Annotated in this window: 26 protein-coding genes and 1 tRNA gene; 12 read left to right on the forward strand and 15 right to left on the reverse strand. The window is 37.6% G+C overall.

Going from position 1 to position 24,589, the window contains the following annotated elements; all coding sequences use genetic code 11:
- Positions 1-51: 51 nt before the first annotated feature.
- The 7 genes from H514_RS0109535 to H514_RS0109565 form a co-directional block, all read right to left on the reverse strand.
- On the reverse strand, positions 52-1,392 hold the full coding sequence (locus H514_RS0109535; RefSeq protein ID WP_027446763.1) for an MmgE/PrpD family protein: 1,341 nt from the start codon (positions 1,390-1,392) through the stop codon (positions 52-54).
- 35 nt (positions 1,393-1,427) lie between these two features.
- Positions 1,428-2,348 (reverse strand): glycine betaine ABC transporter substrate-binding protein, encoded by a 921-nt coding sequence (locus H514_RS0109540; RefSeq protein WP_027446764.1) that lies wholly within the window; start codon positions 2,346-2,348, stop codon positions 1,428-1,430.
- 16 nt (positions 2,349-2,364) lie between these two features.
- The gene (locus H514_RS0109545) at positions 2,365-3,102 is read right to left on the reverse strand and encodes an ABC transporter permease (RefSeq protein WP_027446765.1); all 738 of its coding nucleotides are present in this window, start codon (positions 3,100-3,102) and stop codon (positions 2,365-2,367) included.
- 12 nt (positions 3,103-3,114) lie between these two features.
- Positions 3,115-4,116, reverse strand: a complete 1,002-nt coding sequence (locus tag H514_RS0109550) for an ABC transporter ATP-binding protein (protein WP_027446766.1) — start codon at positions 4,114-4,116, stop codon at positions 3,115-3,117.
- A 17-nt stretch (positions 4,117-4,133) separates the two neighbouring features.
- On the reverse strand, positions 4,134-4,784 hold the full coding sequence (locus H514_RS0109555; protein WP_027446767.1) for an ABC transporter permease: 651 nt from the start codon (positions 4,782-4,784) through the stop codon (positions 4,134-4,136).
- 192 nt (positions 4,785-4,976) lie between these two features.
- Positions 4,977-6,329 carry a sigma-54-dependent transcriptional regulator gene (locus H514_RS0109560; RefSeq protein ID WP_027446768.1) on the reverse strand — a complete coding sequence of 451 codons (1,353 nt, stop codon included), beginning with the start codon at positions 6,327-6,329 and terminating at the stop codon, positions 4,977-4,979.
- Positions 6,326-8,440 (reverse strand): PAS domain-containing sensor histidine kinase, encoded by a 2,115-nt coding sequence (locus tag H514_RS0109565; RefSeq protein ID WP_027446769.1) that lies wholly within the window; start codon positions 8,438-8,440, stop codon positions 6,326-6,328. The genes H514_RS0109560 and H514_RS0109565 overlap by 4 nt, the downstream gene beginning before the upstream one ends.
- Before the next feature lie 492 nt (positions 8,441-8,932).
- Between H514_RS0109565 and ectA the strand changes: the two genes are divergently transcribed.
- Entirely contained in the window at positions 8,933-9,442 is a 510-nt protein-coding gene (gene ectA, locus H514_RS0109570; protein ID WP_027446770.1) for a diaminobutyrate acetyltransferase, read from the forward strand.
- A gap of 42 nt (positions 9,443-9,484) precedes the next feature.
- Positions 9,485-10,765 carry a diaminobutyrate--2-oxoglutarate transaminase gene (gene ectB / locus H514_RS0109575; protein WP_027446771.1) on the forward strand — a complete coding sequence of 427 codons (1,281 nt, stop codon included), beginning with the start codon at positions 9,485-9,487 and terminating at the stop codon, positions 10,763-10,765.
- Between the two features lie 53 nt (positions 10,766-10,818).
- Here the strand turns inward: ectB and H514_RS0109580 are convergent, their stop codons facing one another.
- The gene (locus H514_RS0109580) at positions 10,819-11,442 is read right to left on the reverse strand and encodes an NUDIX hydrolase (protein ID WP_027446772.1); all 624 of its coding nucleotides are present in this window, start codon (positions 11,440-11,442) and stop codon (positions 10,819-10,821) included.
- Positions 11,443-11,622: 180 nt separating this feature from the next.
- On the opposite strand from H514_RS0109580, the gene H514_RS25370 reads away from it, so the two are divergent.
- On the forward strand, positions 11,623-12,681 hold the full coding sequence (locus H514_RS25370) for a M23 family metallopeptidase (protein ID WP_051255098.1): 1,059 nt from the start codon (positions 11,623-11,625) through the stop codon (positions 12,679-12,681).
- Here H514_RS25370 and H514_RS0109590 read toward each other — a convergent pair whose 3' ends face one another.
- The 3 genes from H514_RS0109590 to H514_RS0109600 all read right to left on the reverse strand — a co-directional run bounded on the left by H514_RS0109590 (position 12,682) and on the right by H514_RS0109600 (position 15,113).
- Positions 12,682-13,239 (reverse strand): hypothetical protein, encoded by a 558-nt coding sequence (locus H514_RS0109590; RefSeq protein ID WP_027446773.1) that lies wholly within the window; start codon positions 13,237-13,239, stop codon positions 12,682-12,684.
- A 117-nt stretch (positions 13,240-13,356) separates the two neighbouring features.
- The gene (locus tag H514_RS0109595) at positions 13,357-14,778 is read right to left on the reverse strand and encodes an MDR family MFS transporter (RefSeq protein WP_027446774.1); all 1,422 of its coding nucleotides are present in this window, start codon (positions 14,776-14,778) and stop codon (positions 13,357-13,359) included.
- 262 nt (positions 14,779-15,040) lie between these two features.
- Positions 15,041-15,113 (reverse strand) — tRNA-Ala (locus H514_RS0109600).
- A 184-nt stretch (positions 15,114-15,297) separates the two neighbouring features.
- Between H514_RS0109600 and H514_RS0109605 the strand changes: the two genes are divergently transcribed.
- The 6 genes from H514_RS0109605 (at position 15,298) to H514_RS0109630 (ending at position 19,540) form a co-directional block, all read left to right on the forward strand.
- Positions 15,298-15,507 carry a PLD nuclease N-terminal domain-containing protein gene (locus H514_RS0109605; RefSeq protein WP_036842204.1) on the forward strand — a complete coding sequence of 70 codons (210 nt, stop codon included), beginning with the start codon at positions 15,298-15,300 and terminating at the stop codon, positions 15,505-15,507.
- Positions 15,508-16,416 carry an ABC transporter ATP-binding protein gene (locus H514_RS0109610; protein ID WP_027446776.1) on the forward strand — a complete coding sequence of 303 codons (909 nt, stop codon included), beginning with the start codon at positions 15,508-15,510 and terminating at the stop codon, positions 16,414-16,416.
- Entirely contained in the window at positions 16,416-17,192 is a 777-nt protein-coding gene (locus H514_RS0109615; protein WP_027446777.1) for an ABC transporter permease, read from the forward strand. Before H514_RS0109610 ends, H514_RS0109615 begins: the two co-directional genes overlap by 1 nt.
- A gap of 63 nt (positions 17,193-17,255) precedes the next feature.
- Positions 17,256-18,092 carry an alpha/beta fold hydrolase gene (locus H514_RS0109620; protein ID WP_027446778.1) on the forward strand — a complete coding sequence of 279 codons (837 nt, stop codon included), beginning with the start codon at positions 17,256-17,258 and terminating at the stop codon, positions 18,090-18,092.
- Positions 18,085-18,573, forward strand: coding sequence for a tetratricopeptide repeat protein (locus H514_RS0109625; protein WP_027446779.1), 489 nt, complete (start codon positions 18,085-18,087; stop codon positions 18,571-18,573). Before H514_RS0109620 ends, H514_RS0109625 begins: the two co-directional genes overlap by 8 nt.
- Positions 18,574-18,760: 187 nt before the next feature.
- Complete coding sequence (locus tag H514_RS0109630; protein ID WP_027446780.1) at positions 18,761-19,540, forward strand: SDR family NAD(P)-dependent oxidoreductase; 780 nt, start codon at positions 18,761-18,763, stop codon at positions 19,538-19,540.
- Between the two features lie 38 nt (positions 19,541-19,578).
- On the opposite strand, the gene H514_RS22840 is transcribed toward H514_RS0109630, so the two are convergent.
- Together H514_RS22840 and H514_RS25070 are read right to left on the reverse strand one after the other, a co-directional pair.
- Complete coding sequence (locus H514_RS22840) at positions 19,579-20,304, reverse strand: peptidoglycan recognition protein family protein (protein ID WP_051255099.1); 726 nt, start codon at positions 20,302-20,304, stop codon at positions 19,579-19,581.
- A complete protein-coding gene (locus tag H514_RS25070; RefSeq protein ID WP_197063077.1) occupies positions 20,249-20,518 on the reverse strand; it encodes a hypothetical protein in 270 nt (89 codons plus the stop codon). Before H514_RS25070 ends, H514_RS22840 begins: the two co-directional genes overlap by 56 nt.
- A gap of 238 nt (positions 20,519-20,756) precedes the next feature.
- Here H514_RS25070 and H514_RS0109645 point away from each other — a divergent pair, with 238 nt between their 5' ends.
- Both H514_RS0109645 and H514_RS0109650 read left to right on the forward strand, forming a co-directional pair.
- Positions 20,757-21,659 carry a pseudouridine-5'-phosphate glycosidase gene (locus H514_RS0109645; RefSeq protein WP_027446781.1) on the forward strand — a complete coding sequence of 301 codons (903 nt, stop codon included), beginning with the start codon at positions 20,757-20,759 and terminating at the stop codon, positions 21,657-21,659.
- The gene (locus H514_RS0109650) at positions 21,656-22,537 is read left to right on the forward strand and encodes a carbohydrate kinase family protein (RefSeq protein ID WP_027446782.1); all 882 of its coding nucleotides are present in this window, start codon (positions 21,656-21,658) and stop codon (positions 22,535-22,537) included. Before H514_RS0109645 ends, H514_RS0109650 begins: the two co-directional genes overlap by 4 nt.
- A 73-nt stretch (positions 22,538-22,610) precedes the next feature.
- Here the strand turns inward: H514_RS0109650 and H514_RS0109655 are convergent, their stop codons facing one another.
- Together H514_RS0109655 and H514_RS0109660 are read right to left on the reverse strand one after the other, a co-directional pair.
- Entirely contained in the window at positions 22,611-22,940 is a 330-nt protein-coding gene (locus tag H514_RS0109655; RefSeq protein WP_027446783.1) for a DUF3139 domain-containing protein, read from the reverse strand.
- A gap of 127 nt (positions 22,941-23,067) precedes the next feature.
- Positions 23,068-23,364: a hypothetical protein gene (locus H514_RS0109660; RefSeq protein WP_027446784.1), complete on the reverse strand. Its 297-nt coding sequence runs from the start codon at positions 23,362-23,364 to the stop codon at positions 23,068-23,070.
- Positions 23,365-23,613: 249 nt separating this feature from the next.
- On the opposite strand from H514_RS0109660, the gene H514_RS0109665 reads away from it, so the two are divergent.
- Positions 23,614-24,210, forward strand: a complete 597-nt coding sequence (locus H514_RS0109665) for a hypothetical protein (RefSeq protein ID WP_027446785.1) — start codon at positions 23,614-23,616, stop codon at positions 24,208-24,210.
- Positions 24,211-24,589: the final 379 nt, after the last annotated feature.

Here is a 24,589-nt window from a genome sequence, read left to right on the forward strand (position 1 = left end):
GAGCACTAATTCTTATTACTCCCAGGTCCTTTATGCCTTGCCTCTCATTACTTATGGTTTATAAAAAGGGAAATTAATTAATCTTGTTAATTCCTTAATATTCAGTAGTTGTTCTATTGAATGAATCATTTTATAGAGTTCATTGCTTCTTTCTTGACCTAAATGCGGAACGACTAATCGATAAAATTTCTCTTGTTTATCTACCTTACTTAAAGGATAATCCCAATCCCCTTGAGCTTGTTGAACTGCAGAAGAATGTACCTTTCCATCATTCATATACACTTCTATCCAACATAATGCTTTTTTCGGAAATTCCTTATCAAGTTCTTCATCAACATAAACCTCTACCTTCTTCATTAAATCTACTACGTCTTGATTGCTCAATTTCTTAGTCACTTCATTTGGACCTACATTTTGAAAAACAAAATAACAAGCCATTGGGTAAGGAAGATTGTATTGTGCCTCTTCAGTATTGTTTGGTGGCTTTTTAGAGAGACTAGCAGCCTCTTTAAATGTATAAACCTTCACACTATTTACATCTTTGTATAAAATCTTGTTCTTCTCCATGAGTTCCTTTATTGCTTCAATAGGTGGTTGCGCCCATCTACAACACGCATAAGGTTTATAATAAAGCTCTTCTATTCTGTATCTTTGCTTTAGATCATTAATCAATCCTCTAGAATTCTCTGTATTAAATAAAGAGGGGATACCTGTAAACCCTTCTTGCGCTAATATTGCTGAACTAACTCCTGTCATGCATCCCCATGAGATCCCATCTTTCAACATAGAGGGATGATCGATGCCCCTGAGCATGGGGGAATAAGTAGAATGATATTCAGCAACTCCTAAAGCGTGATAGATTTTATCTACAGATAGATTTAAAATTCTACTCACTCCTGCAGCTGCTCCTATAGCCCCCCATGATCCGGTACAATGATATTCAGGTCTTAATTCATGTGCTATTATGCCAGCTCGTATCCCGACCTCATATGACATAAGAAGAGTTGAAAGGAATTCCTCTCCTGTAATTTGCTTTTCTTCCCCGACTGCTAATATAGCAGGGAATAAGACTGCGCCAGGATGTCCTTTTACAAGTCGGTGGCCATCATCAATATCCAGTGCATTTGCCATAGTTGCATTGACAAAGGAAGCTCCAGTAGCACTTAATTGACCTGATGTGAGCAATATTGAACTTGCTCCCTCTTTCCATTGGCTCTGAGCAAAGCGTTTAGCATGTTCAACTACTGGTGTGTTTGAACCTGCTATTGAGCTAGCCACTATATCAGCCAAAGCATCCTTTAGAGATTCCATAACCTCTTCAGGGATTGTGGTGATAGATTCTTCTAAAATGTACTCATGTAACCTATCTTGTAATTGTGTAATAAATTTCATCCTCACCTTAATTCCTATATTCCCTAGAGATGATCCTATTCAATTAAGCCTTGTTCTTTTAACCAATTTCGTGCTACCTTTGAAACTTCTTTATGCTCTACATCAACCTTATAATTTAATTGCATCATGGCTTCTGTGTTTAAATTACCAGAGACCTTGTTCATTAAATCGTTTAACTCAGGATATTTATTTAATACTTTCTCCCTTACAACTGGAGCGACATTATATGCAGGGAAGAAATTTTTGTCATCTTCTAATGCTAATAAATTAAACCCTTTAATTCTTCCATCTGTTGCAAAACCAACCGAGACATCAACTTGTCCATCTTTTAAAGCATTATAAAGTAATCCTGAATCCATCTTTACTACATTTTTAGATGGAAATTCGAATCCATAATGTTCTTGCAGTCCTTTCATGCCGTCCTCACGAGCATAAAATTCTGCGTTTGATGCGAATTTTAATTTATTCGGATTTTTATCAACGTAATTAGCTAAATCGGATATGGATTTAATCCCTAGATTCTTTGCCTTTTCCTCCTTCATTAATATGGAGTATGTGTTATTTAAATCAGCTTTTTCTAACCACATAAGGCCATCTTTTTCATCTGTTTCTTTTACTTTTTGATAAGCTTTTTCTGAATCAGCTAGTGGATCTTGTTTCTGAAAAATAACTAAAGCTGTTCCTGTGTACTCCCAATACATATCAACCTGCCCATTCTCTAGTGCTTTCCTAACCACAGTGCTTCCCATATTACTGGCTTCTTCAACATCATAGCCTTTTTCCTTAAGGTAGATAGACGTCATTGTGGAAAGAATCTGTTGTTCGGTAAATCCTTTACCCCCTACCTTAATTGTCCCTTCGGAATTCCCTGAGCTTCCACCTGATGCGTTACTACAAGCAACAAGACTAAAAACTAATAACAGAACCATAGTTCCAATTAAAGAAAACTTTTTCATTTTTATTTCCTCCTTTTTAAGCCATATCTAAATCTCTTTTTAACCCTTTCGATATAACAAGCTTCTCAAATCCACCGAGTAAAAAGTCGATGGAGATTGCTAGAATGATAACGGGTACTGTTCCAGCTAACATAATTCCAGTATCGTATAAGGAGATTCCAGTAAAGATCAAGTCACCTAGTCCTCCTCCTCCTATAAGAAAAGCTAGTGCAGCTGACCCAACATTTATTACCACCGCAGTTCGGATTCCACCCATAATGGCATACATCGCATTTGGTAATTCTAATTTCCATAAAATTTGTCCTTCTTTCATCCCCATCCCTCTACCTGCATCTATAATAGAAGAATCTACATTGTTGATGCCTGCAAGTGTATTACGGAGGATAGGTAATAATGAGTTAAACCAAAGTGCAAAGACAGCAGTCTGCCAACCAAGACCCAAGTAACTCATAACCAATGCTAATATAGCTAAACTCGGCACGGTTTGCCCAACATTTGCAAAGTTCATCACTACTCCTTCAAACTTTTTAAATTTTGGTCTTGTAATAAACACACCTAATGAAACCGCTACCAAAATTGCTAAAATAGAAGAGATACTTACAAGCTTAATGTGTTGTTTAGTTAAATAGAGTAGATCACCAGGGTTATCAACAATAAACTGAAAGGCTCCAGCAAAATAAGCCCAAAGTAAAATTGCAACTATAACCACATAAAGTGAAACTTTAATAACACCTACCATTCTACGATTCGACAACTTTATCCCTCCTTACCTCGCAGCTAATAACTGATCAGGATGAACATTCGTCAACTGATCAAAATCAGAAACCTTTATAACCCCTAAAACATTTTGAAATTCATCTACAACTTTTCCTTCACCAACTGGACTAGCCAGTAAAAGAGATAGTGCAGTTTTTAGCGTATCTTGATTAGATACTTCTGGCGTATTATTGCTTATTTCTCTAACTTGTCTGGTTTGAAAACCTACAATATGTGATACAAGATCTTCAACTTTCAATAAAGTTAAACGCTTCAGCATGCGATCCTGACCAATGAATTCTACTACCTTATCATTTTTAGGATTAGATAATATTTGATCAGGGGTATCATGTTGCATAAGGTTTCCAGAATCAAAGATCGCTATTTTATCTCCAAGCCTTAAAGCCTCATCTACATCATGACTTACAAACAAGATCGTTTTCTTTAATTCCTTTTGAATTCGTTTAAATTCATTCTGAAGATGCTCACGAATAACTGGATCCAATGCCCCGAATGGTTCATCCATTAACATTACAGGTGGATCGCCAGCTAATGCACGAGCTACACCTATCCTCTGTTGCTGACCACCTGACAGTTCAAAAGGGAAGCGCTTTCTAAATTCATCTGGATTAAGTCCCATCATCTCCATTAACTCATTGTATCTTGTTTTTATTTTAGACTGATCCCAGCCTAACATTTTTGGAACAACACAGATGTTATCTTCAATTGTCATATTAGGAAATAAACCATTTTGTTGGATGACATATCCAATTGACCGTCTAAGCTTGATGGTGTCCATATCTTTAATGTCTTTCCCATTCACTTCAATTGTTCCATCAGTTATTGAAATAAGTCGATTTACCATTCTTAGGAGTGTGGTTTTCCCGCAACCTGAAGGACCTAAGAAGACACAAGTTTCTCCTTCATCTACATGTAAATTAATATGGTTAACAGCTGTAACTTCTTTATCACCAGTTTTATAAACTTTCGATACATCTTTAAATTGAATCAACCTTTACTCACCACCTGTTATGATTTTACTCCCTTGTATGAAAGCTTTTTTTGTAATACACCTAAGGCAAAATCTACGGATATCGCTAACAAAGCAACAGAAATCGCCCCAACCTGAATCATTGTTGTATAACTTGTAGAAATACCTCTTGCGATGTACATCCCTAATCCTCCAGCCCCTATGTAAGCAGCAATGGCACAAATCCCGATCGTCAACACAATAGCCATTCTTACACCTGCCATAATTACCGGGAGGGCTAATGGAATTTCCACCTTGAAGAGACGTTGCTTCGTTGTCATCCCCATTCCAACTGCTGCATCCTTCGTATTTGGATCAACATTTTTAATCGCAATATACGTATTACGGATTATAGGCAGTTGAGAATATAGAATTAAAGCTACAATCGCTGGCACAAATCCAATACCTTGATTAATTAATGAAAAAAGAGGAATCATGAGTCCAAATAAGGCTATACTTGGAATTGTCATAATAATTCCTGCAATAGCCAAAACTAAGTTCGCTAAAGACTCATGTTGAGAAATATAAATCCCAAAAGGGACTCCTGTTAAAACTGAAATTCCGACTGCTAGTCCTACCAACTTGATGTGCTCTAAGGTTAAGTTGAGCAATTCAATCCAATTAGATTGAATAAATTCTAGAATCTCCATCGTTTCACCCCCTCTATCCTATTACAAATTAATAATGCAAATTTCATGCCAACATAAAACCCTTTTTTATCAGAATTTTTAAAATTATTACGTAAAAACATTATGCAGCTTTGTAAAAATTTTTTGACAAAAGTACGTTAGTAAAAAAATTCATAACAAAAGCTACTAACTTGGATGTTAGTAGCTTTTGTTTCACCTATTTTCTGAGAAGTGCTTGTTCATTTTGTAAAGAAGGCTTTGTCGTGAAATCCCTAACCTTTTGGCTGCAGCTGCTGGTTGGCCAAGTCCTTCATCAAGAGCTTCTAAAATCATTTTCTTTTCTACATCTGCGATTCGTTCTGGTAATGACGAGCTTTTCGATACTGTTGAGGACTCTTTTCTTTCGCTAATCTCTTGTGGGAAATCATCTATTGACAATTGATCTCCAGGACAAAGAACAACAGCTCTCTCTATCGCATTTTGAAGCTCACGTACATTACCGGGCCAATGATAATCCATAAGTAGATTTATTAGTTTCGTTGAAGCCTGAAAATCTTTACCGTGCTTCTGCCTATGATATTCTAAAAAACTCTCTACAAGCATTGGTATATCATCACTACGTTCTCTAAGTGGCGGAATATAAATGTCTACAATATTTAGACGATAAAACAAGTCTTCACGAAACTCTTTAAGATTTACTAATTCTTTAAGGTTTTTATTAGTTGCTGTTATAATCCTCACATCAACAGTCTGTAACTTGTCACTTCCAACGCGCATAAAGGATTTATCTTGGGTAACTTGAAGTAACTTTGCCTGAAATGCTGTAGAAATTTCCCCTATCTCATCTAAAAAAATCGTCCCTCCATTGGCCGCTTCAAATTTCCCCTTACGTGTAGAGGTTGCTCCTGTAAATGATCCTTTTTCATGTCCAAATAATTCGCTTTCTAAAAGCTGTTCAGGTATGGATGCACAATTGACCGGAACAAAGGGAGCATTCCTTCTTTCACTTTGTTCGTGTATCATCTGAGCTACTTTGCTTTTTCCTGTCCCACTTTCTCCCTGCAATAAAACACTTGCGTCAGTTGGAGCAACTCGTTGCACTAGCTGATAAATTCGTTTCATTATACTGCTAATGCCAAGTAACTCATTTGAAGTCTCCATTCTATGTAATTTTTCCTTTAAGCTTTGGTTTTCTTGATTCACTGAAAGCCAATCCAAGGCTTTCTGAATGATAATCAATAACTCATTTAATTGAATTGGCTTAATAATATAATCGAAAGCTCCTACCTTCATTGCAGCAACAGCATTTTCAACATTGCCATAAGCTGTCATCATTATATAAATTTTGTTAGGATACATTCCCCTGAATTCTTCCAGCAGTTCTAATCCACTTGTGTCAGGAAGCTTGAGATCAAGGAAGACTAACTCAGGATCATGTTCTAATATTTTATTTCTAGCCTCTTGTCCATTCGCTGCTGTTTGAACATCATAACCTTTTTTCGTTAAGGACGAGTGAAAAATTTTCAGGATCTTCGGTTCATCATCTACTAGTAAAATGCGCTTCATAACTCATCCTCCCCTTCACTTTGGTGCGTGATTTTCGGCAACTGAATTTCCATAGTTGTATGGCCCCCTTCTGAGGAAGCTGTTACTTTTCCACCATGTTGGGTTACAATTTCATGTGCTATGGCTAGTCCTAAGCCTGTTCCCTCGTTCTTCGTTGTATAAAAAGGTGTAAAAATCCAATTTAAATGAGATTCAGGTATTCCTCCACCATTGTCCTCTAATATAATATTCCAACCATCTTCTTGATCTGATATTTCCACTTTAAAGGTGCCCTGACTTTCAATAGCTTGTATCCCATTTAAGATCACATTTAAGAATACCTGTGAAAGATGACTAGAATCTCCAAGTACATAAGCTTCTTCTACTCCATAATTCTTTACCAACTGAATTCTACGGTCTTCAAATTGGTTCCGTAATAATGTGAGTAACTCATTTAATAATACGACAAGATTCACCTTTTCTCTGTGCTCAGTCATATCACCTCTAGACATTTTTAAGAAATCAGCAAGTAAATCATTTAACCTTTCAGAGGTTTCAAGGATATCATCAGTCATCTCTTTAATTAGATTTTCATCAATTTCATCTTCAGATAAATCGATTTGTATCGCTTCTGTTGCAGCTTGAATAATGCTAATTGGGTTTTTAATCTCATGAGCAATCCCAGCAGTTAATTGTCCAAGTGAGGCTAAGCGTTCGCTTTGTCTTAAAAACTCTTCTAACTTTTTGATCTCTCCCACATCACGTATGACAAGAATCGCTCCAATAATTTGATCCTCATCACCAGTGAATAAGGAAGAATACATTCGAACGTCATGCTTTTTTCCTTCTTTGTCATATATGTAACTTTCGAGTTCATCAAATTGCTTTCCCTCTTTTAACGTTTTCCACGAAATAAACTCATGTTTTGCTGCCTTCAAGGGCAAATCAATAATATATTTTCCTAATGCTTCTTCTCTTTCAAATAAAGTGAGCTGTTCTGCCCCTTTATTAAAAGTCATAATGCGTCCATCTTGGTCAGTTGTGATCACTCCATAAGGGACGGATTCCAAAATATAAAAGAGTCTTCTCTCTTTATCCTTCAAATCACTAGCCATTTCATTCATGGTGAAGGATAAGTTTTCAATCTCATCTCCTGTTTCAATAAGATCGAAACTTGACCGACTTCCCTCCTTATATTGATGTGCTTGATTTGTTAATTTGGTAATAGGTTTAACCACCTTTGAGACCCCAACAAATGTGAATAAAATGGTAACCAGTAATGCTATGATAAATCCACGCAGAAGTACAGATTGAACATTATTAGCAGGCATCAAAGCTTGGTCTATAGACTCACCTACAATGAGTCCAAATCCTCCTGACTCAATAGGACGATATGCTAAGAGCATTTCACTTCCGAATAATTCTCCACGCCAAATTCCGAATCGACTCTTATACAAATAATTTTTTAAGGTTGAATTCCTTAATGTCTTTCCTAAATAGTAGTCATTCGTATGTGCAAGAATGGTACCATTTTGATCAACTAAGGCGTTAACACCTTCCTTACCTAACTTTACCTGTCTTAAGTACTCAGACAAGACATGTAAGTTTACATATCCAATTACCGCACCATTATAATCCCCTTTTTCGTTAAGGATGGGATAACCTAAAGCAATAGTCCTTCTACCATCATCTAATTCAATAAGGTTTGAAATATAGTAAGTTTTACTCCATTCTAATCGCTCCACAATTTTCTTATAGGAAGTAGAACTGGAATGAACATTTGGAATCGTTGAAACTGGAGTTCCTGATTTATTAACAATATTCATATATAGATAGAGTGGATTGTTGACAATAATTCGTTCCATTTCTTCTCTATATAAGTCCTGATTATCATTTATACGATAAAACTCAGAAATCACTCGCGCATCATTGACCATTTTCTCAAACATAAAGCTAGTTTTTTTACTGATGGATTTTGCCATCAAATCATTTCGATACTCAATTTCCTCTCTCATTGAATGGAAAAGTAATTGGGTAGTAAAGTAATAGATTGCCGTTAAAGAAACAGTAGCAACAATGATTGCAACGATTAAGTAACGCTTTGTTAACTTCGAGTATATGAGATCTCGCAATGTTTCACCCCAATCTTTACATTTCCATTTTTAAAAAATAATTAATTCCAACATATTTGCTTGCCTCTTTATTTTAAAAATTTTCTGACGTTTACACAATATAAAATTGGAATGAAATGAGGACCTTTAATAACCCAATGGAATCCAACTGTATCTTTTTAAAAGAAGAACCAATCTCCCCCATCCCTTTAAAAAAATATATGCAATTATGTCAAAAATGAATGAATTCAATGAATTCTTAACGTACTCCTTGATATTTAAACTAAACCCAACATGAGAATGAATGCATCATGGTTCATTCGCTATTAAGTCACATAATCACGATATAACTAGTTTGATAATCTTACTCCATCACACTATTATATAAACATTGACAAGGAATAATTTGGTTCATCATACCTCAAGCCACCCTTCCTTGTTCAATGTGTACCTATAAACATTAAAGGAGGAAAACACTATTAAATTCTTTGAAATCATTGAAGGTGATTCAATATGACCTCAAAAACTGAATCCCCAATTGTTGATCAAGTAACATTTGATATACCAAGTGTTAAAGATGGAACATCCATGTGGGAGCTTGTTAACAATTCATCCCTCGATCAAAACTCTCCCTATAAATACCTAATGATGTGTGAATACTTTTCCGAAACCTGTGTGGTTGCAAAGGAAAAAGATAAACTAGTTGGGTTTATAACCGCTTTTATCCCACCCCAACGTAGTAATGTTATTTTTATTTGGCAAATTGGGATCGACTCTTCGTACCGTGGCAATGGCATTGCATCGAAAATGTTAAATACTTTAGTGGAACGTGAGAGCTGTAAATTTGTTTGCTACATGGAAGCCACAGTCACGCCATCGAACGAAGCATCTCAATCATTATTTAAACGCTTCGCTCGCGACCATGACACAACGTGTGAAGTGACAACCGGCTTTCCTGAGGAATTGTTCCCTGAAGAAGGCCATGAAGAAGAACTCACCTTTAGAATTGGCCCCTTTTCATAAAAGCACAAGAAGGACGAAAAAATTCAAGGAGGACGATCTTAAATGAATAATAGCTTAAAAGTATTTGAAGAACTTGAATCCAATGTACGTTCCTATTGCAGAAGCTTCCCAACTAAGTTCACGAAAGCAAAAGGACATAAGTTGTGGGATGTTAACCAAAAAGAATACTTAGACTTCTTTAGTGGTGCTGGAGCATTAAACTACGGTCATAACGACCCAAACATGAAGGAAAAACTAATCGAATACATTACGGATGACGGCATTACCCACAGCTTAGATATGGCTTCTACTACTAAAGAGAAATTCCTAACTACCTTTAATGAAACAATCCTGAAACCCCGCAACTTGGATTATAAAGTCATGTTCCCTGGACCAACTGGTACAAACACTGTTGAAAGTGCGCTAAAGCTTGCACGAAAAGTAACGGGACGTACTGAAGTGGTTAGCTTTACGAACGGTTTTCATGGCATGACGATAGGATCATTATCTGTAACAGGTAATGCAATGAAACGAAAAGGTGCAGGGATCCCCCTTCAAAACGCAGTTACCATGCCTTTTGACAACTACATGGACCATGAATTTGACACCATTGATTATCTTGAGCACTATTTAAACGATAGTGGTAGTGGTGTAGAAATTCCTGCAGCTGTTATTTTAGAAACCGTTCAAGGAGAAGGCGGCCTGAACACAGCTCGCTTTGAATGGTTGAAAAAACTCGAGAACTTATGTGAACGTTGGGGGATCTTTCTAATCATTGATGATGTTCAGGCTGGAGTAGGAAGAACCGGAACATTCTTCAGCTTTGAGCCAGCGCAAATTAAACCGGATATTGTATGTATGTCTAAATCCCTTAGTGGATATGGTCTACCGTTTGCCATCACATTGATTAAGCCTGAGCACGACAAATGGCTACCCGGCGAACATAACGGTACATTCCGTGGAAACAATATGGCGTTTGTTACAGCAACAGAGGCACTGAATTATTGGAAAGACCCTTCCTTTGAAAAGAATGTTCAAGAAAATGCTAAAAAAATCACCCACTTCTTAAATGGAATGATTTCTAAGTACCCTGATATGAAAGGGCTACGTAAAGGCCGAGGTATCATGCAAGGAATATCAGTAAGCAAAGAAGGTTTTTCTGAAAAAGTTGCTGCATTAGCATTTGAAAAAGGGCTTATTATGGAAACAGCTGGAGCAAATGATGAAGTATTTAAGCTTTTCCCACCTATTAACATTGATGAAAAAGCCCTTGAAGAAGGTTTTGAAATCATTGAAGCTGCTGTTCAAGAAGTTGTGGAAGAAAAAGAACTCGTTACTTCCTAATATGAATAAGATCACAAAAGGTTGCTATTCTTAGATGAATGGCAACCTTTATTTTAATGCTTCCTTATTTCTTTAATAAAGTCATGTAAAATACGAGCTGTTAACCCCCAAATCACCTGGTCCCCATAGTAATAAAAATGCTCCGCATAACGTCTCCTGGACCACTTATAGTTTTCACCATTAGGTATTAAATGATAAGGAAATTCCCCTTCAGGCTGAACCTCCATCTGAATATAATGAATATCAGGCTCTGTGTTTAGAAGAAAATCCAAAGGAACTGTGAATACTTCCCCTACCTCTTTTGGATTTAAGGTTAAATCTTGTTCATCACAATCTAAGAACCCCACATACGCATCTACTTTCATTCCAAATGGCGACACCATATAACCGAAAGAGTAAATATCCTTTATTCTATCTCTTCGCACACCTAGCTCTTCAACTGCTTCACGGATAGCTGTAAATTGCGTATCCTCATCTTCCTCATCCACTTTTCCTCCAGGAAAACAAACCTCACCTGGCTGACGCCGCATATTTAAAGAACGAACTTCAAACAATAGATGCATGCCATCCTCTTTTTCTATAAGTGGCAGTAAAAGAGAGTACCTTTTAATATGATCCTGACCAATAAGCTTAGGTGTAGCTGCCTTTAGCTTTTCATGAATAGATTTATGATTCATATCGTTCATCCTTTTATTAATCGTTGTCTCTACTATATCAGATTGACTGAGAAAATCATTTTTTGTTGATTTTAGTCATTAAGTAGCATGCCCGTTTTGTTTACATCTGGAAATGTTTTGGCGATAATAGTATGTAAGAACTTGTACTTTTTGGGAATATTTTAAGGAGGCATAACCCTTTTGAAAACTCATAAGAGAAGGCAGAAAAATAAGACGGGGAAGAAATCCTTTGTTGTATTCACCACCCTATTGTTTATGGGACTAATCGGTTTTGTATTTATTTCACAGACTGGAGCGAAAACGACAATTCCAGGAAAGTATGGAGAAACCTCTCTTGGAACATTCGCCCCAGGTGTTATTCGTGAAATTACGCTGAAACAAAAGCAAGAAGAGATCAGACTTTTACAAGAACGAAAAAAAGCGAATATGGAAGCAGCCTACTTTTCTACTGATCAAACCGCAGAAAGTATTATGAATTCTGAATGGGCGATTATGCCTGAGGTGGCATCAAGAGGCGATGTCGTTTTAGTAAGACACAATAAGCCTGGAAAGGTAAGCTGGCAAGGAAAAGAATACACATTAACCTCATTTGGCACTGGATATTACACCTACCTTCCCATTCCTATCAATTTAGACTCTGGAAGTTATTCAATTGGCAATAAAACCTTAACGATTCAACCTAAAACATTCGAAAAGCAATACATTCAAGTATCAGAAGAAAATCAAAACATTGCCCGGGACACGGAACAAATCATGAAAGACCAAGCTAAAATTGATAAAGCCCGAAGTCAATCAGCTGATGAATTTCTATTCCCTGCAGATTCGGCATTCATTAAACCTATTGAGGGTCCTGTAACAACACCATTCGGTTACACACGCTATATAAATGGCGAATACTCTGGCAGCCATACAGCTATTGATTGGGCTGCACCAACAGGAACGCCAGTAAAAGCAACAAATGATGGCGTAGTGGCACTTGCCGACAACCTTCATTTAACAGGTAACTCAGTCTATATCGATCACGGCATGGACATGTTCTCTCAATACATTCACATGTCTGAACTCAATGTGGAAGCAGGAGATAAAGTCGAAAAGGGTGACATCATTGGAAAAGTCGGAAGCACCGGCTTCTCTACTGGCCCCCATATGCACTTCACCTTTTGGGTACACAATGTTCCGGTTAACCCAAATTTATATTTAGGCACAACACCTTTTCAAACAGACAAGCAGGTTGAGTAATCAACCTGCTTTTTTTAATAGGTATTTTTCTTCGAATTCTTTAAAGCGATCCCATACGTCTTGTGATAATTGAGAATCATGATTACGCAATTCCTTATACCAATGCTTTGAACTACTATTGTTTAATTCATCTTCCACATACTCTAAAGTTTCTATAATAAAAGTTAGATGGTGTTTAATATACTCTCGCTGATCTTGATAATCCTCTCCATTTCTGATTCGACTCGCTAATTCATAATACTTTTTTTCCATGGCATCTATAGCCATTCCAATCACTGAAATTTTGCCATTCATTCTATGTATCTCACGGCTGAACCGCTCGAGCTCTCCTAGATATCTCCCGAACCCAATATAATCTTCTTCCTCCTGCAAACTTTCAATCCAAAAATCCACATCATCCTGTCTAATGTTGAACAATGCTAACCCTACTGTACTTTTGTATTCCCATCCTTTACTCTTTCTAAGACCTCCATTTTCCTCGTAAAGGTAATAGTTTAAAACGAGCGAACCAATTAAAACGAATAAAAATATATATCTGATTACTTTTTGCTTTCTCATTTTTCCCCTCCATAAATTTGGGTCAACTCATTATTCCATATTATTACACAAACCTCCTTCCCTCTATATAAATTTCTCATAAAAAACAGGCTGGATACCCAGCCTGCTTTTAAATATTTATGAGTTCTCTTGTTGTTGCTCTTCATTTTCTTCCTCAGGAGAAGTTTTTCGAATAAAGAATGAAAGAACTAGTCCAATAAATGAGAGAGCCGTTACAACGATAAAGGCAATATTAACGCCATAGATATCTGGTCGTTCAACGGATAAGTTTTGTGAAGCGAAACTTTCTGTGCTCGTCATAACCGTAACGATAATCGCAGTACCAACAGATGCAGCAACCTGGCGCATGGTATTACTTACCGCTGCTCCGTGCGGAATTAATCGGTTTGGCAACTGATTTAATCCAGCTGTTGTGACAGGCATCATCACCATAGAGAAACCAAACATTCTGATACTATATACCACCGTAATAAAGATGAATGAAGTGGTGGGATCCAAGTTTGTGAAGAAGAACGTTGTAATGGTGATAATCGTTAGCCCTACAACAGACAACCAACGACCTCCAACACGGTCAAAAATTCGACCCGTAATTGGAGACATGAAACCAGCAATTAAAGCTCCTGGCAAAATAACAAGTCCCGTTTCCATTGGTGTAAAGTTACGCATATTTTGCATATAAAGCGGAATTAATGTCTCGGTTCCGATTAACCCCATAAATCCGATCATGCCAATAATAACTGTAATCGTGAATATATTGAACTTGAACACTCTGAATTCAAGCATAGGATATTTTAATCGTAACTGCCTCATGATAAACCAGCTTAAAGCAATGACACCTAAAACTAAGGAAGCAATTGTAATGGAACTATCCCAGCCATTGTTCCCTGCAGAAGTGAATCCATATAACAGTCCACCGAAACCAAGTGTAGACAGCGCGATTGATAGAACATCAATTTTCGGATTCTTCAACTCTGTCACGTTTTTCATAGCAAAATAGGCAACAATGATATCAATAATAGCAATCGGCAGAATGATATAAAATAGCATACGCCATGAATAATTTTCTAATACCCAACCAGATAATGTTGGGCCAATTGCTGGAGCAAATGAAATCACAAGACCGACTAAGCCCATCGCAGATCCTCGTTTATTTACAGGAAAAATCAAAAGAAACACGGTCTGCATAAGTGGAAGCATAATCCCTGCTCCGGCTGATTGAATGACACGCGCTACAAGTAAAAACTCAAAATTTGGTGCCACCGCGCCAACTGCTGTACCTGCAACGAAAATCCCCATCGCACTCATAAATAACTGTCGGGTTGTAAAACGTTCAAGTAAAAACGCACTAATCGGAATCATAATCCCGTTTACGAGCATAAATACCGTAGTCAGCCACTGTGCTGAGTTCTCACTGACATTCATCTCATCCATAATGGGAGGAATGGCAGTAATCATTAACGTCTGATTAAGAATGGCAATAAACGTCCCAGCTAAAAGCAGCGCCACGATCGATGCTCTATTGTAACTCTGAGGTTGCATGTTGTATCCTCCTTGATGCTTTAACTCTTTCTAATAATCTATTTATTATAGTAACAATATCAGTTCATTTTTTAGCACACTTAATCCATTGTACTCCTCTTTACATTCTTTGTCATTCATGAGAACTTCAATATTTGCCCTGATTTAATAGAAATTATTAACAAGTAAAAATAGAGCCAATAATGTCCTCAAGACCTCACGGCGCTCCTACACTCAATCAAAAAAAGGACACCAGATCATATCTGATGCCCTTCCATTATGATGGAGCATGCCGGGCTCGAACCGGCGACCTCATGGCTGCCAGCCAGGCGCTCTCCCAACTGAGCTAATGCCCCGTATTTCATTTCTGCACATATTATACAATATCTTCACGATTGTATAAAGCCCCTCTTTTCAGACGGATAAATCTCCTCCACCAAGCATAATCATAATCGTTTCCAAAAAAACTCAACCTATTTATTGAACTTTTTTCCCTGTTCATTCGTATTACCTAGTAAAGACGAAAAAGGAGGTCCTTTTATGAACATACAAGAAATATTTCAAGCTGTCCCTTGGGTCATCATAGCTCCCATTTTATTAATCGAATCAATCCTACTTATTGTGGCACTCATTGATCTTGCACGGAATGATTCTCCAAATGGTCCAAAGTGGTTATGGGTACTCATCATAATATTAATGAATATCATCGGTCCAATTCTATACTTCATTATAGGAAGGAGACAAGACTAAATGGCATTCGTTTCCGTCGATCAATTATCGAAGACATTTGATAAAACAGCTGTCATTAAAGATTTATCTTTTCAGTTAGAAAAGGGAAAGTGTGTATCATTGCTTGGCCAGAATGGTGCGGGCAAAACCACAACATTACGTATGTTGTCGGGATTAATGAAACCAACAAAAGGAACGATCTCCATTGATGGGGCTTCTCCCTCTTCAGATATTCGTTCATTCATTGGTTATCTTCCTCAACACCCAGTCTTTCACAACTGGATGACAGGGAAGGAATTTTTAGTCTATGTGGGACGGTTGGCTCACCTATCAAAAAAAGAAGCTACTACTCGAGCTGAATCTCTATTAAAACAAGTAGGAATTGAGGACGCAAAAAATCGTCGCATCGGAAAATACTCTGGAGGAATGAAGCAACGCCTTGGTATTGCTCAAGCCATGATTCACAAACCCAAACTGATTATGCTCGACGAACCTGTTTCTTCTCTGGATCCTGTTGGGAGACGTGAAGTTCTTACATTATTAGAAGAGTTAAAACAAGAAACTACCGTTTTATTTTCTACTCATATCTTAAGTGATGCCGAAGAAGTAAGTGATGAGCTCCTTCTATTACATGATGGGCATATTGTTGAATCCGGGACAATGGACGATCTTCAGAGCCAACACGATTCAACTAGGATTGACCTTTCTTTCAGTAAAGAAGCCCACGCTTTTGAAGTCCCTATCAGCCAAATCGATTCGGTTGAGAACGTTCAACGAGAAGGAAACCAGCTACATATTTACGCCAAAAACATTGAAAATGCTCGCACTGAAATTCTAAAGCTAGCTTCAGAACAAGACTGGCCAATGACAAAATTTGAAGTCAGTCGAACATCGCTCGAAGATTTATTCATGAAGGTGGTGAATCAGTAATGCAGTGGATTACAATCTTTCAAAAAGAATTATTAGAAAATGCTCGTAACTTTAAATGGATTTGGGTGCCTCTTGTCTTTATATTACTTTCGGTTATGGACCCATTAACCACTTACTATATGCCCGTTCTACTTGATAACTTTGGAAATCTACCAGAAGGGGCTCAAATAAACATCCCTACTCCTCCTCCACCAGAAGTCTTTTGGATGAGTTTTAGCCAGTTGAACGTATTAGGGATCTTAGTCGTTTTGCTTATGTCCATGGGGTTAATTTCTGCAGAACGTAAAAGTGGTGTGTCCGAAATGGTACTTGTTAAACCTGTTTCTTACACTTCTTATGTTACAGCTAAATTTGTGAGCACATTATTACTGACGCTTATCAGTGCTTTTATCGGATTATTGGCAAGCTGGTATTATGTAAATCTATTATTTGGAGAGATTCCTTTTTCTTATTACATCGGCTCGGTCTCTTTCTATAGTGTATGGCTGATGTTTATTGTATCGATCTCGATTATCCTTAACACAGCATTTCGCACACCAGGTTTAGTCGGCTTCTTATCTATTGCAGCTTTACTTCTAGCAAGCGCTATTAACTCGGTATTCAAAACTCGAATCGAATGGCTACCTCCACAGATCAATGCATATATTAAAGGCTACCTCTCAACAGGTTCAATCACAGATGATTTATGGATAACAGCTTTTTTAACGATCGGCGTGACAGTTATTCTTCTTGTAGCTAGTGTGTTTATCTTACGAAAAAAGGAACTTGCAGCCTAAACCTAGAATACATTAAGAAATCAGTGTCTCTTAGCAGAGGCACTTTTTTTGTAGGAGGTAACCATGAAAAGATCCATTACTCTAAGAAACCAAGACATTACCTACTATGAATGGGGGAACAACCAAAATACCACCATTGTATTTTTACATGGTTTAGGTTCCAATGCCTATACTTTTTCAGAAGTAGCTTTCAAGCTTAAGGCCTCCTACCATATCATCTCTATCGATCTTCCGGGCCACGGTGAAACAGACCTCCATCAAGAAGAGTCATTTTCATTAGAGGTGCTAGCAATTTGGTTACACCAAGCACTTTTACAACTTGGTGTTTCAAACAGTCATATTGCAGGTCATTCATGGGGAGCTTACATCGCCTTGGTATATAGCAGTCTGTATAAGACTAAATCAGTCATTCTGCTTGATGGAGGATACATCAATGCAAGTCTCATACCAGGGACTTCATTAGAAGAAGAGCTTGAAGGAGCAACCTCTCACCTTCAAAGTTATCAGTTCCCATCAATAGAAGCTTTTACCGCTTCACTGAATAGTAATAAAACGGAATTAAACATTGAAGCTCAAAAAAGGTCTCTTTTTTATAATGGAGATAAGTGGAGGCTAATTGTTAGTGAATCAACAGCCCATGCTATCATTAAAGCTAATTTTGAACATCCAACTTTAAACACACTTTCTAGTATCGATAACCCTGTGTTGTTGTTGAGAAGCACAATACCAGAAGAAATGAACGAAATAAGAAAACTTGCAACAGATCGATTGCTGAAAATGCTTGATTTAATGGTCCATGATATCCATGCATCCCACGACGTTTATTTAGAAAAACCAGATAGAGTAAAAACCATACTCATTCAATGGCTAAAACAACTTAAGGAGAGAAACCATGTCTAACCTGCTAAAAGACGCCCAATCCCTACTAAAAGAACAACAATTTCAAAAAGCAGAAACTCTACTCCAATCCATATTAAAGGACGACGCTCAAAACGGTAGCGCCCTCTTCACACTTGCCTGCAAGTACGATGCAACTGGTGAAGAGAAAATGGCTGTTATCTATTACAACCGGGCTCTTGAACATTCATTATCACAAGAGGAACATAAAAAAGCTTTCATTCAGTTGGGAAGTACATATCGAACACTTGGTGATTATCAAAAAGCAAAGGATACTCTTGAAAAAGGAAAAGAGGCGTTTCCTGAGGAACATGTTTTTGATGTATTTTATGCGATGGTCTTACACAATATAAATCAACATGAAGAAGCTGTTCAACTCCTCCTTAAAAAAGTTGTTCAAACTAGCGCTGATAAGGGTATATTGTCATACCAAAAGGCTTTAGAATTTTATGCTGACCATCTAAATGAAATTTGGGAGGCGTAGTAAAAAGGAGCTAGTGAGACATGTACCTAGTCATGACTTCAATTGTTATTGTGTTAGCTGTCATTCTATTTTTGATTTTTGGGCGACTACGTAAGTAAACCATAATTCTTTGATTTTCTAATATCCCTATTGTATGGTTTAAATAATTAAACATTTAAGCAGGAAACTTTTTGGATGAGGTGATGAAATGAAACCAACCGTTCTAATTACTGGCGCTTCAAGTGGTTTAGGTTACGAATTTGCTAAACTTTTTGCTGCAAATGGCTATAACTTAGTCCTAACTGCACGAAATGAGGAGAAGCTCCAACAAATCAAAGAGGAACTTTCCCATGTAGATGTAATGGTAGCACCTAAAGATTTATCACAACCCCATTCTGGTGAGGAGCTCTATCAGCAGCTTCTTGATCAGGACGTTTCCATTAATGTACTCGTGAATAATGCTGGCTTCGGATTAAACGGTGAGTTCGACAAGCTATCCTTAAAGCAACAACAAGAAATGATTCAAGTAAACATGACTTCTCTTACAGACTTAACGTATTGTTTCCTACCTGAAATCAAGAAGCAAGCAAATGCAGGTCATTTCTCTGGCATCCTGAATGTTGCGAGCACCGCCGCTTTTCAGCCAGGTCCATATATGTCTGTGTACTATGCTTCAAAAGCGTATGTATTATCCTTATCAGAAGGAATTGCTGGTGAGTTAAAAGGAACGGATGTTCAAATGACAACACTATGTCCAGGAGCTACAGAAACAAACTTCTTCAAAACCGCAAAAGCAGAGAATGCAAAACTAGCACAAAGTACGATGAGTGCTGGGGCTGTAGCTAAAGAAGGTTTTGAAGGATTTATAAAACGTCAACAAATCGTGATTCCAGGTCGTATGAATGCGGTAGGCGCATTCGCTGCTAAATTCCTACCTCGCTCTCTAGCTTCCAATTTAGCGAAGAGATTTAATGGTGCTCAATCATAAAGATTGGCACCATTTTTTCATTTGTGCCTAGAGAGAATTCAGGCATCAATAACATATACTTTCCAACCAAGATGTTCTTCGATGTCTCTGGCATGTTTCTCCGCTTCCTCCTGTGTAATAAAAGTTCCCGTCACAATTCGAAACGGGGGATTAAAATGAGTGTGATCAGCACGTTCATAAAGCGTCCAACTGTATCTCTCCATAAGAGCTTTTTTACCGTGAATAAGCTCTTCAGCCGATTGGAAGATCCCCGTCATTAACCGAAAACGCTGCACATCAGCTTCCTGGCGTTTTTCATCAAGAACAGTACGATAATCAAAACAAGGGCACGATTTCCATTCATATCCGAGAAATTCATTATGTCCTCTTGTACGCTTGTAATCCGTCATCTCCATTTTCAAGATTGTGTGAAGACGTCGGAGTGATCGTTTTTGAGCTCGGGTTGGCTCATAATAACGAAAATCTCCTACCAAACAAATTCCAACTGCCTGTTTATTAGCTTTACCGACATGAAAGCTCATCACACCCAAATCATGATTCCATTCAATCGTTCCATCTTTCAAAATAACAAAGTGATACGCTATGCCTGGCCAATGTTGGTGTCTGACATGATAACGGGCAAATGATGCGGAGTCTCCTTCATCAGTCAACGAGTGATGGATTGCAATATCTGTTTTACATTTCACATCGTAGACTTTATATTTTCCATCACTCTCCGTCTTCCCTCTCAGATCCTTTACGTTCGGTATCTCCTTGATTTTCATTATCCTGATTCTCCTTCTTCTCCTGATTTGAAAGATCAACAGGTGGCACTTCAGCAGGGGCACGAATAATTCCTAATAGAATAAGAATCATTAGGATCACATTTACATACCCTTCAAAACGATCCAACATCGTAATGATGCCTAAATCCTGCAATACCATTCCGATCAAAGCTGCGATGGCGAGCCATAAGCGATAGCTTCTCCAACGGCTCATGATGAACCTCCTCCCTGTTTTTCATAGGAATTTAGTACTCCTATTGGTACAGAATATGATATTGAAACCGTTTTTGACTGTATAATTTCACCAAAAGTTAACCTCACTACTATAATCACAATCAATAACCCATATGGTGTTTCATAGCTTAGAAAGTAGGATAATTTAACTGAAGATGATATAAACTGACAGGACCTATAAAATCGCTTACAATGATTAAAAAGGAGGTTGAGCGACAATGAAATTATTACGACTAAGTGATGAGATTCAAGAAGCCATCATAGGAAAGAAGCCGATTGTAGCGCTCGAATCAACCATCATTTCACATGGCATGCCTTATCCAGAGAACGTTGAAATGGCCCATTCTGTTGAAGAGATCATTCGAGAAGAAGGAGCAGTACCTGCTACTATCGCTGTTTTGGATGGTTATATAAAAGTAGGTTTATCCCATGAGGAAATCGAAAGACTCTCTAAAGAAGAACATGTAGTAAAAACAAGTATTAGAGACCTACCAGGTGTGTTAACTAAACATCAGACAGGTGCTACCACTGTCGCTACAACCTCATATGCCGCGAAACAAGCTGGAATCCGTTTTTTTGCTACAGGAGGACTTGGAGGTGTACACCGTGGAGTGGCTGAACACCTCGACATTTCGAATGACTTAGTCACCTTAGCTCAGAGCAATATGTGCGTTTTCTCAGCTGGTGTCAAATCTATTCTCGATGTTCCGAAAACATTAGAAATGCTTGAAACGTTAGGTGTACCCGTTTATGGTTATGAAACAACAGAATACCCAGGATTCTATACAAGAGAAAGTGGGATTAATGTTGAATCAATCACCCAAGCTGAGATTGCCGAATTGATGAAAACAAAAGATCACTTAGTTCTCAATCAATCTGTTCATATAGCCGTTCCAGCACCAGAGCAATACGCTTTATCCAAATCTCATATTCAAAAAATAATCAACGAATCACTTACTGAAGCTGATGAACAAGGAATAACAGGGAAACAAATCACTCCATTTTTATTGTCATCTATAAAGGAAAAAACAGACGGCGACAGCTTGAAAGCAAACATTGAACTCGTTAAAAATAATGCTAGGATCGCAGCCCAAACCGCTGTGAAGTATCACTCCAAATGATTACGGTTATTGGAGATATAGTCGTCGATTTATTTGTTCAGAAATCTGGTAATCATTATGCCACTGACACAGAATCTACTATTACGACAAAAGCTGGCGGTCAGGGGAATCATGTTGCTGCAGGGATTTCCTCAACTGGAGAAGAAAGCACACTGATTGGTCGTATAGGTGATGATGTACATGGAGAATTTCTCAGAAGAGAAGCTAAACAATTAGGTATAAGACTGGCATTAGAAATTGATCAAAGTGTAGAAACTGGAAAGATCGTCATATTGGTAGATGAGAATAATGGCGAGCGTTCTATGTTTAATGACCGTGGAGCAAACAAACGTCTGACTGTAGAGCAAATTGAGGAAATCGAATCCATTATACAAAATAGCACACTTTTATATATTTCCGGTTATAGCTTATTTGATCCTCTGACAAGAAAAGCAGTGGAGAAAGCAAAAGAAATAGCAGAAAAACACCATACGCCTATCGCCATCGATCCAAGCTCAACCTATTTCCTAGACAAACACCATGATTATGTAAGTGAGTTCATTCGTGGAACGGACTTTTTATTCCCTAATTATGAAGAAGGAATCATACTTACTGGAAAACAAAGGCCTGAAGATATTATGAGAAAGCTTAAGATCTTTGTTAAAAATCCTGTACTTACATTAGGACAAGATGGGTGCATGGTGTTCCATGAAGATCGTCTTCTTCATATAAAAGGACATGGCGTTCAAGTGGTGGACACAACTGGCGCTGGCGATTCATTTATAGGTTCGTTTCTCTCACATTACTCCAAGTCATCTAACCTAAAGGAAGCAGCCCAATACGCAAATGCTCAAGCTGCAAAAACCGTTCAGTATATCGGGGGGCGCCCTCCTCAATAATAAAAAGCACTGTTGCTAGTCCACCCTAACTAGCAACAGTGCTTTTTTAATTAAATGAGATCTTAACCATACGTTATTCTAAGTGTTCAAGATTTTGGTGATTAAGTTGTTTCGAAAATCCTTGTACGAGTCCATACCCCATTTGCCTTATGTCCCCACTTAAGAAATGATAGCGGTATTGAACTTCGGGCTCGCTTACAAAAACAACGATGGCTTCGGTTACATTCTTTCTTGTTTTAGTGGTGATTTGTTGAATATCTTCACTTTCGTATCCTCGTTCTTCAATCAAATAACTCTTCACACGATTTTCTAGAATCCATTCTTGGGTTTCAGTAAACACAAATGTCAGTACAGGTAAAATCATTAGACCATACACGATCAAATGCCGAGCTTTATTCTTCACTTAGTTTATCCTCCTAGGTTCATAGCTCCTTTACCAACACAGTTTAGTTATTTAGAAGAACTCCATCACCCTCATCAAATTATTGGAAGTCCTAAGATTTATGTAACCAATATCTCTTGTGTATATTTTAAGAATGTAGCATTGCACAACCTCTACAAAATTCGTAAATAAATTCTGCATCTACTTCTTTACGACTTCCATTTACGGAACAAAAGAAAAATGCTCCATTTTGATTTAGAATATGATCTCCTGACCCTACAAAAAATCCGTTCCGTAATTCAAATAAGCAATCCGGACACTCAATCTTTTCTTTATTTCTAAATTCTCGTAATACATTTTCTGTTTGATAGTCATTCTCTACTTTAGCTTTCGATATCAGTTTTAATATAGCTACATCTGACTGTAAGTTTGTTGCTTTAATCATTTTCCATTACCTCCTAGTTCTACTATCACAATACCCAAAATTAGAGTTTTTCTAACATCTTCAGCATATTTCCTAGGAAATACCGTCGAATTTTATCAATAAGTTTCTCTATTAAATTCTGAATATTCCTTCAAATTAACTATAATATTTGGTACTCTAGTAATAGATAGCTTTTAGGAAAAAAGACTTCTTTTTTCGTCGGTGACGGTTTTTCTATGAGAGCAAAAATAAACACAAAGGGTGGATGACATGAGGATCACGAAACTTCTTTTGCTTTCTCTTTCCATATTGGTTTTTGCAGGGTGTAGTAATACAGCAGGAGCTAATACAAAAGAAGAAAAAGTTAAGCAATTGGAGCAAGAAAAAGAAGACCTGCAAACTCAATTGAATGAATTGAAAAGCAAGAATGAGGAATTGAATGAAAAATTCAACTCCTTTACGAAAGAATATGAAAAGCAACGAAATGCAGCTTATAATCATGAGCTATATCAATTCAATACAACCAGCCAGGTGATTTTTCAGGCCATGATCCAAGGTGATGTTGCAGCTTTAAAGTCAAATACAGGCGATAATATTGAAGTTGCATCTAATAAACTAACCATCGCAAACCCTGAGGGCAAAAAACTGGACTTCTCTTTAGATACTTTTCAAAGCGGATCATTTACAAAAGATAGCGTGATTGTTCTAAAGCAATTCTCTCATTCAGAGAACTATAATCACTTTAATATGACATACGCTGTACGTAGTACGAAGGAAAATCCTGAAGGAGATTATTACCTGTACTTAACATACAGTAAGAATCAACAAGGGAAATGGACGTTAAGCAACATTTCTATGAATCCATAATACAAAAAGCCTAGGGGGGTGCCTTAGGCTTTTTTGATTGTTTTATTCAAGATTAGCCCCCCTTATGTGGAAGACATGGTTTCGAGATAATAATGTGAGGAGTCCGTTGCTGTTGAGTAATTTGTTGCGGTCAGTGAAACGGCAAGCCTGTTGTGGAAGAAAAGCCGAGCCTCCTCGTGCCTGCGGGGTCTCGTCTTCCCTTTGTTACCACGACAGTTTCCCGTTTCCTTCCCTCCACGCGATTATGGAGACTAACGGACCATTATTTTGACTTTCCCACCACATATTGATTGGAAAACATATTCACAGAAGTTGCTTAGACCCTTGTCATGATAGGATTATACTACCTTGGAATTAGAACACCTCATCCTAGAACTAC

The organism is Pontibacillus marinus BH030004 = DSM 16465 (assembly GCF_000425225.1).
Taxonomy (GTDB): Bacteria; Bacillota; Bacilli; order Bacillales; family BH030062; genus Pontibacillus; species Pontibacillus marinus.

Bases quoted from the DNA above. Each gene is read 5' to 3' on its own strand.
- H514_RS25070 (WP_197063077.1), bottom strand. From the start codon at position 20,518: ATGAGCCGTTGGAGAAGCTATCGCTTATGGCTCGCCATCGCAGCTTTG.
- H514_RS0109595 (WP_027446774.1), bottom strand. From the start codon at position 14,778: ATGCAACCTCAGAGTTACAATAGAGCATCGATCGTGGCGCTGCTTTTA.
- H514_RS0109610 (WP_027446776.1), top strand. From the start codon at position 15,508: ATGGCATTCGTTTCCGTCGATCAATTATCGAAGACATTTGATAAAACA.
- ectB (WP_027446771.1), top strand. From the start codon at position 9,485: ATGAATAATAGCTTAAAAGTATTTGAAGAACTTGAATCCAATGTACGT.
- H514_RS0109535 (WP_027446763.1), bottom strand. From the start codon at position 1,392: ATGAAATTTATTACACAATTACAAGATAGGTTACATGAGTACATTTTA.
- H514_RS0109620 (WP_027446778.1), top strand. From the start codon at position 17,256: ATGAAAAGATCCATTACTCTAAGAAACCAAGACATTACCTACTATGAA.
- H514_RS0109660 (WP_027446784.1), bottom strand. From the start codon at position 23,364: ATGATTAAAGCAACAAACTTACAGTCAGATGTAGCTATATTAAAACTG.
- H514_RS0109580 (WP_027446772.1), bottom strand. From the start codon at position 11,442: ATGAATCATAAATCTATTCATGAAAAGCTAAAGGCAGCTACACCTAAG.
- H514_RS0109665 (WP_027446785.1), top strand. From the start codon at position 23,614: ATGAGGATCACGAAACTTCTTTTGCTTTCTCTTTCCATATTGGTTTTT.
- H514_RS0109560 (WP_027446768.1), bottom strand. From the start codon at position 6,329: ATGAAGCGCATTTTACTAGTAGATGATGAACCGAAGATCCTGAAAATT.
- H514_RS0109615 (WP_027446777.1), top strand. From the start codon at position 16,416: ATGCAGTGGATTACAATCTTTCAAAAAGAATTATTAGAAAATGCTCGT.
- H514_RS0109540 (WP_027446764.1), bottom strand. From the start codon at position 2,348: ATGAAAAAGTTTTCTTTAATTGGAACTATGGTTCTGTTATTAGTTTTT.
- H514_RS0109590 (WP_027446773.1), bottom strand. From the start codon at position 13,239: ATGAGAAAGCAAAAAGTAATCAGATATATATTTTTATTCGTTTTAATT.
- H514_RS0109555 (WP_027446767.1), bottom strand. From the start codon at position 4,784: ATGGAGATTCTAGAATTTATTCAATCTAATTGGATTGAATTGCTCAAC.
- H514_RS0109630 (WP_027446780.1), top strand. From the start codon at position 18,761: ATGAAACCAACCGTTCTAATTACTGGCGCTTCAAGTGGTTTAGGTTAC.
- ectA (WP_027446770.1), top strand. From the start codon at position 8,933: ATGACCTCAAAAACTGAATCCCCAATTGTTGATCAAGTAACATTTGAT.
- H514_RS0109650 (WP_027446782.1), top strand. From the start codon at position 21,656: ATGATTACGGTTATTGGAGATATAGTCGTCGATTTATTTGTTCAGAAA.
- H514_RS0109645 (WP_027446781.1), top strand. From the start codon at position 20,757: ATGAAATTATTACGACTAAGTGATGAGATTCAAGAAGCCATCATAGGA.
- H514_RS0109625 (WP_027446779.1), top strand. From the start codon at position 18,085: ATGTCTAACCTGCTAAAAGACGCCCAATCCCTACTAAAAGAACAACAA.
- H514_RS0109605 (WP_036842204.1), top strand. From the start codon at position 15,298: ATGAACATACAAGAAATATTTCAAGCTGTCCCTTGGGTCATCATAGCT.
- H514_RS22840 (WP_051255099.1), bottom strand. From the start codon at position 20,304: ATGAAAATCAAGGAGATACCGAACGTAAAGGATCTGAGAGGGAAGACG.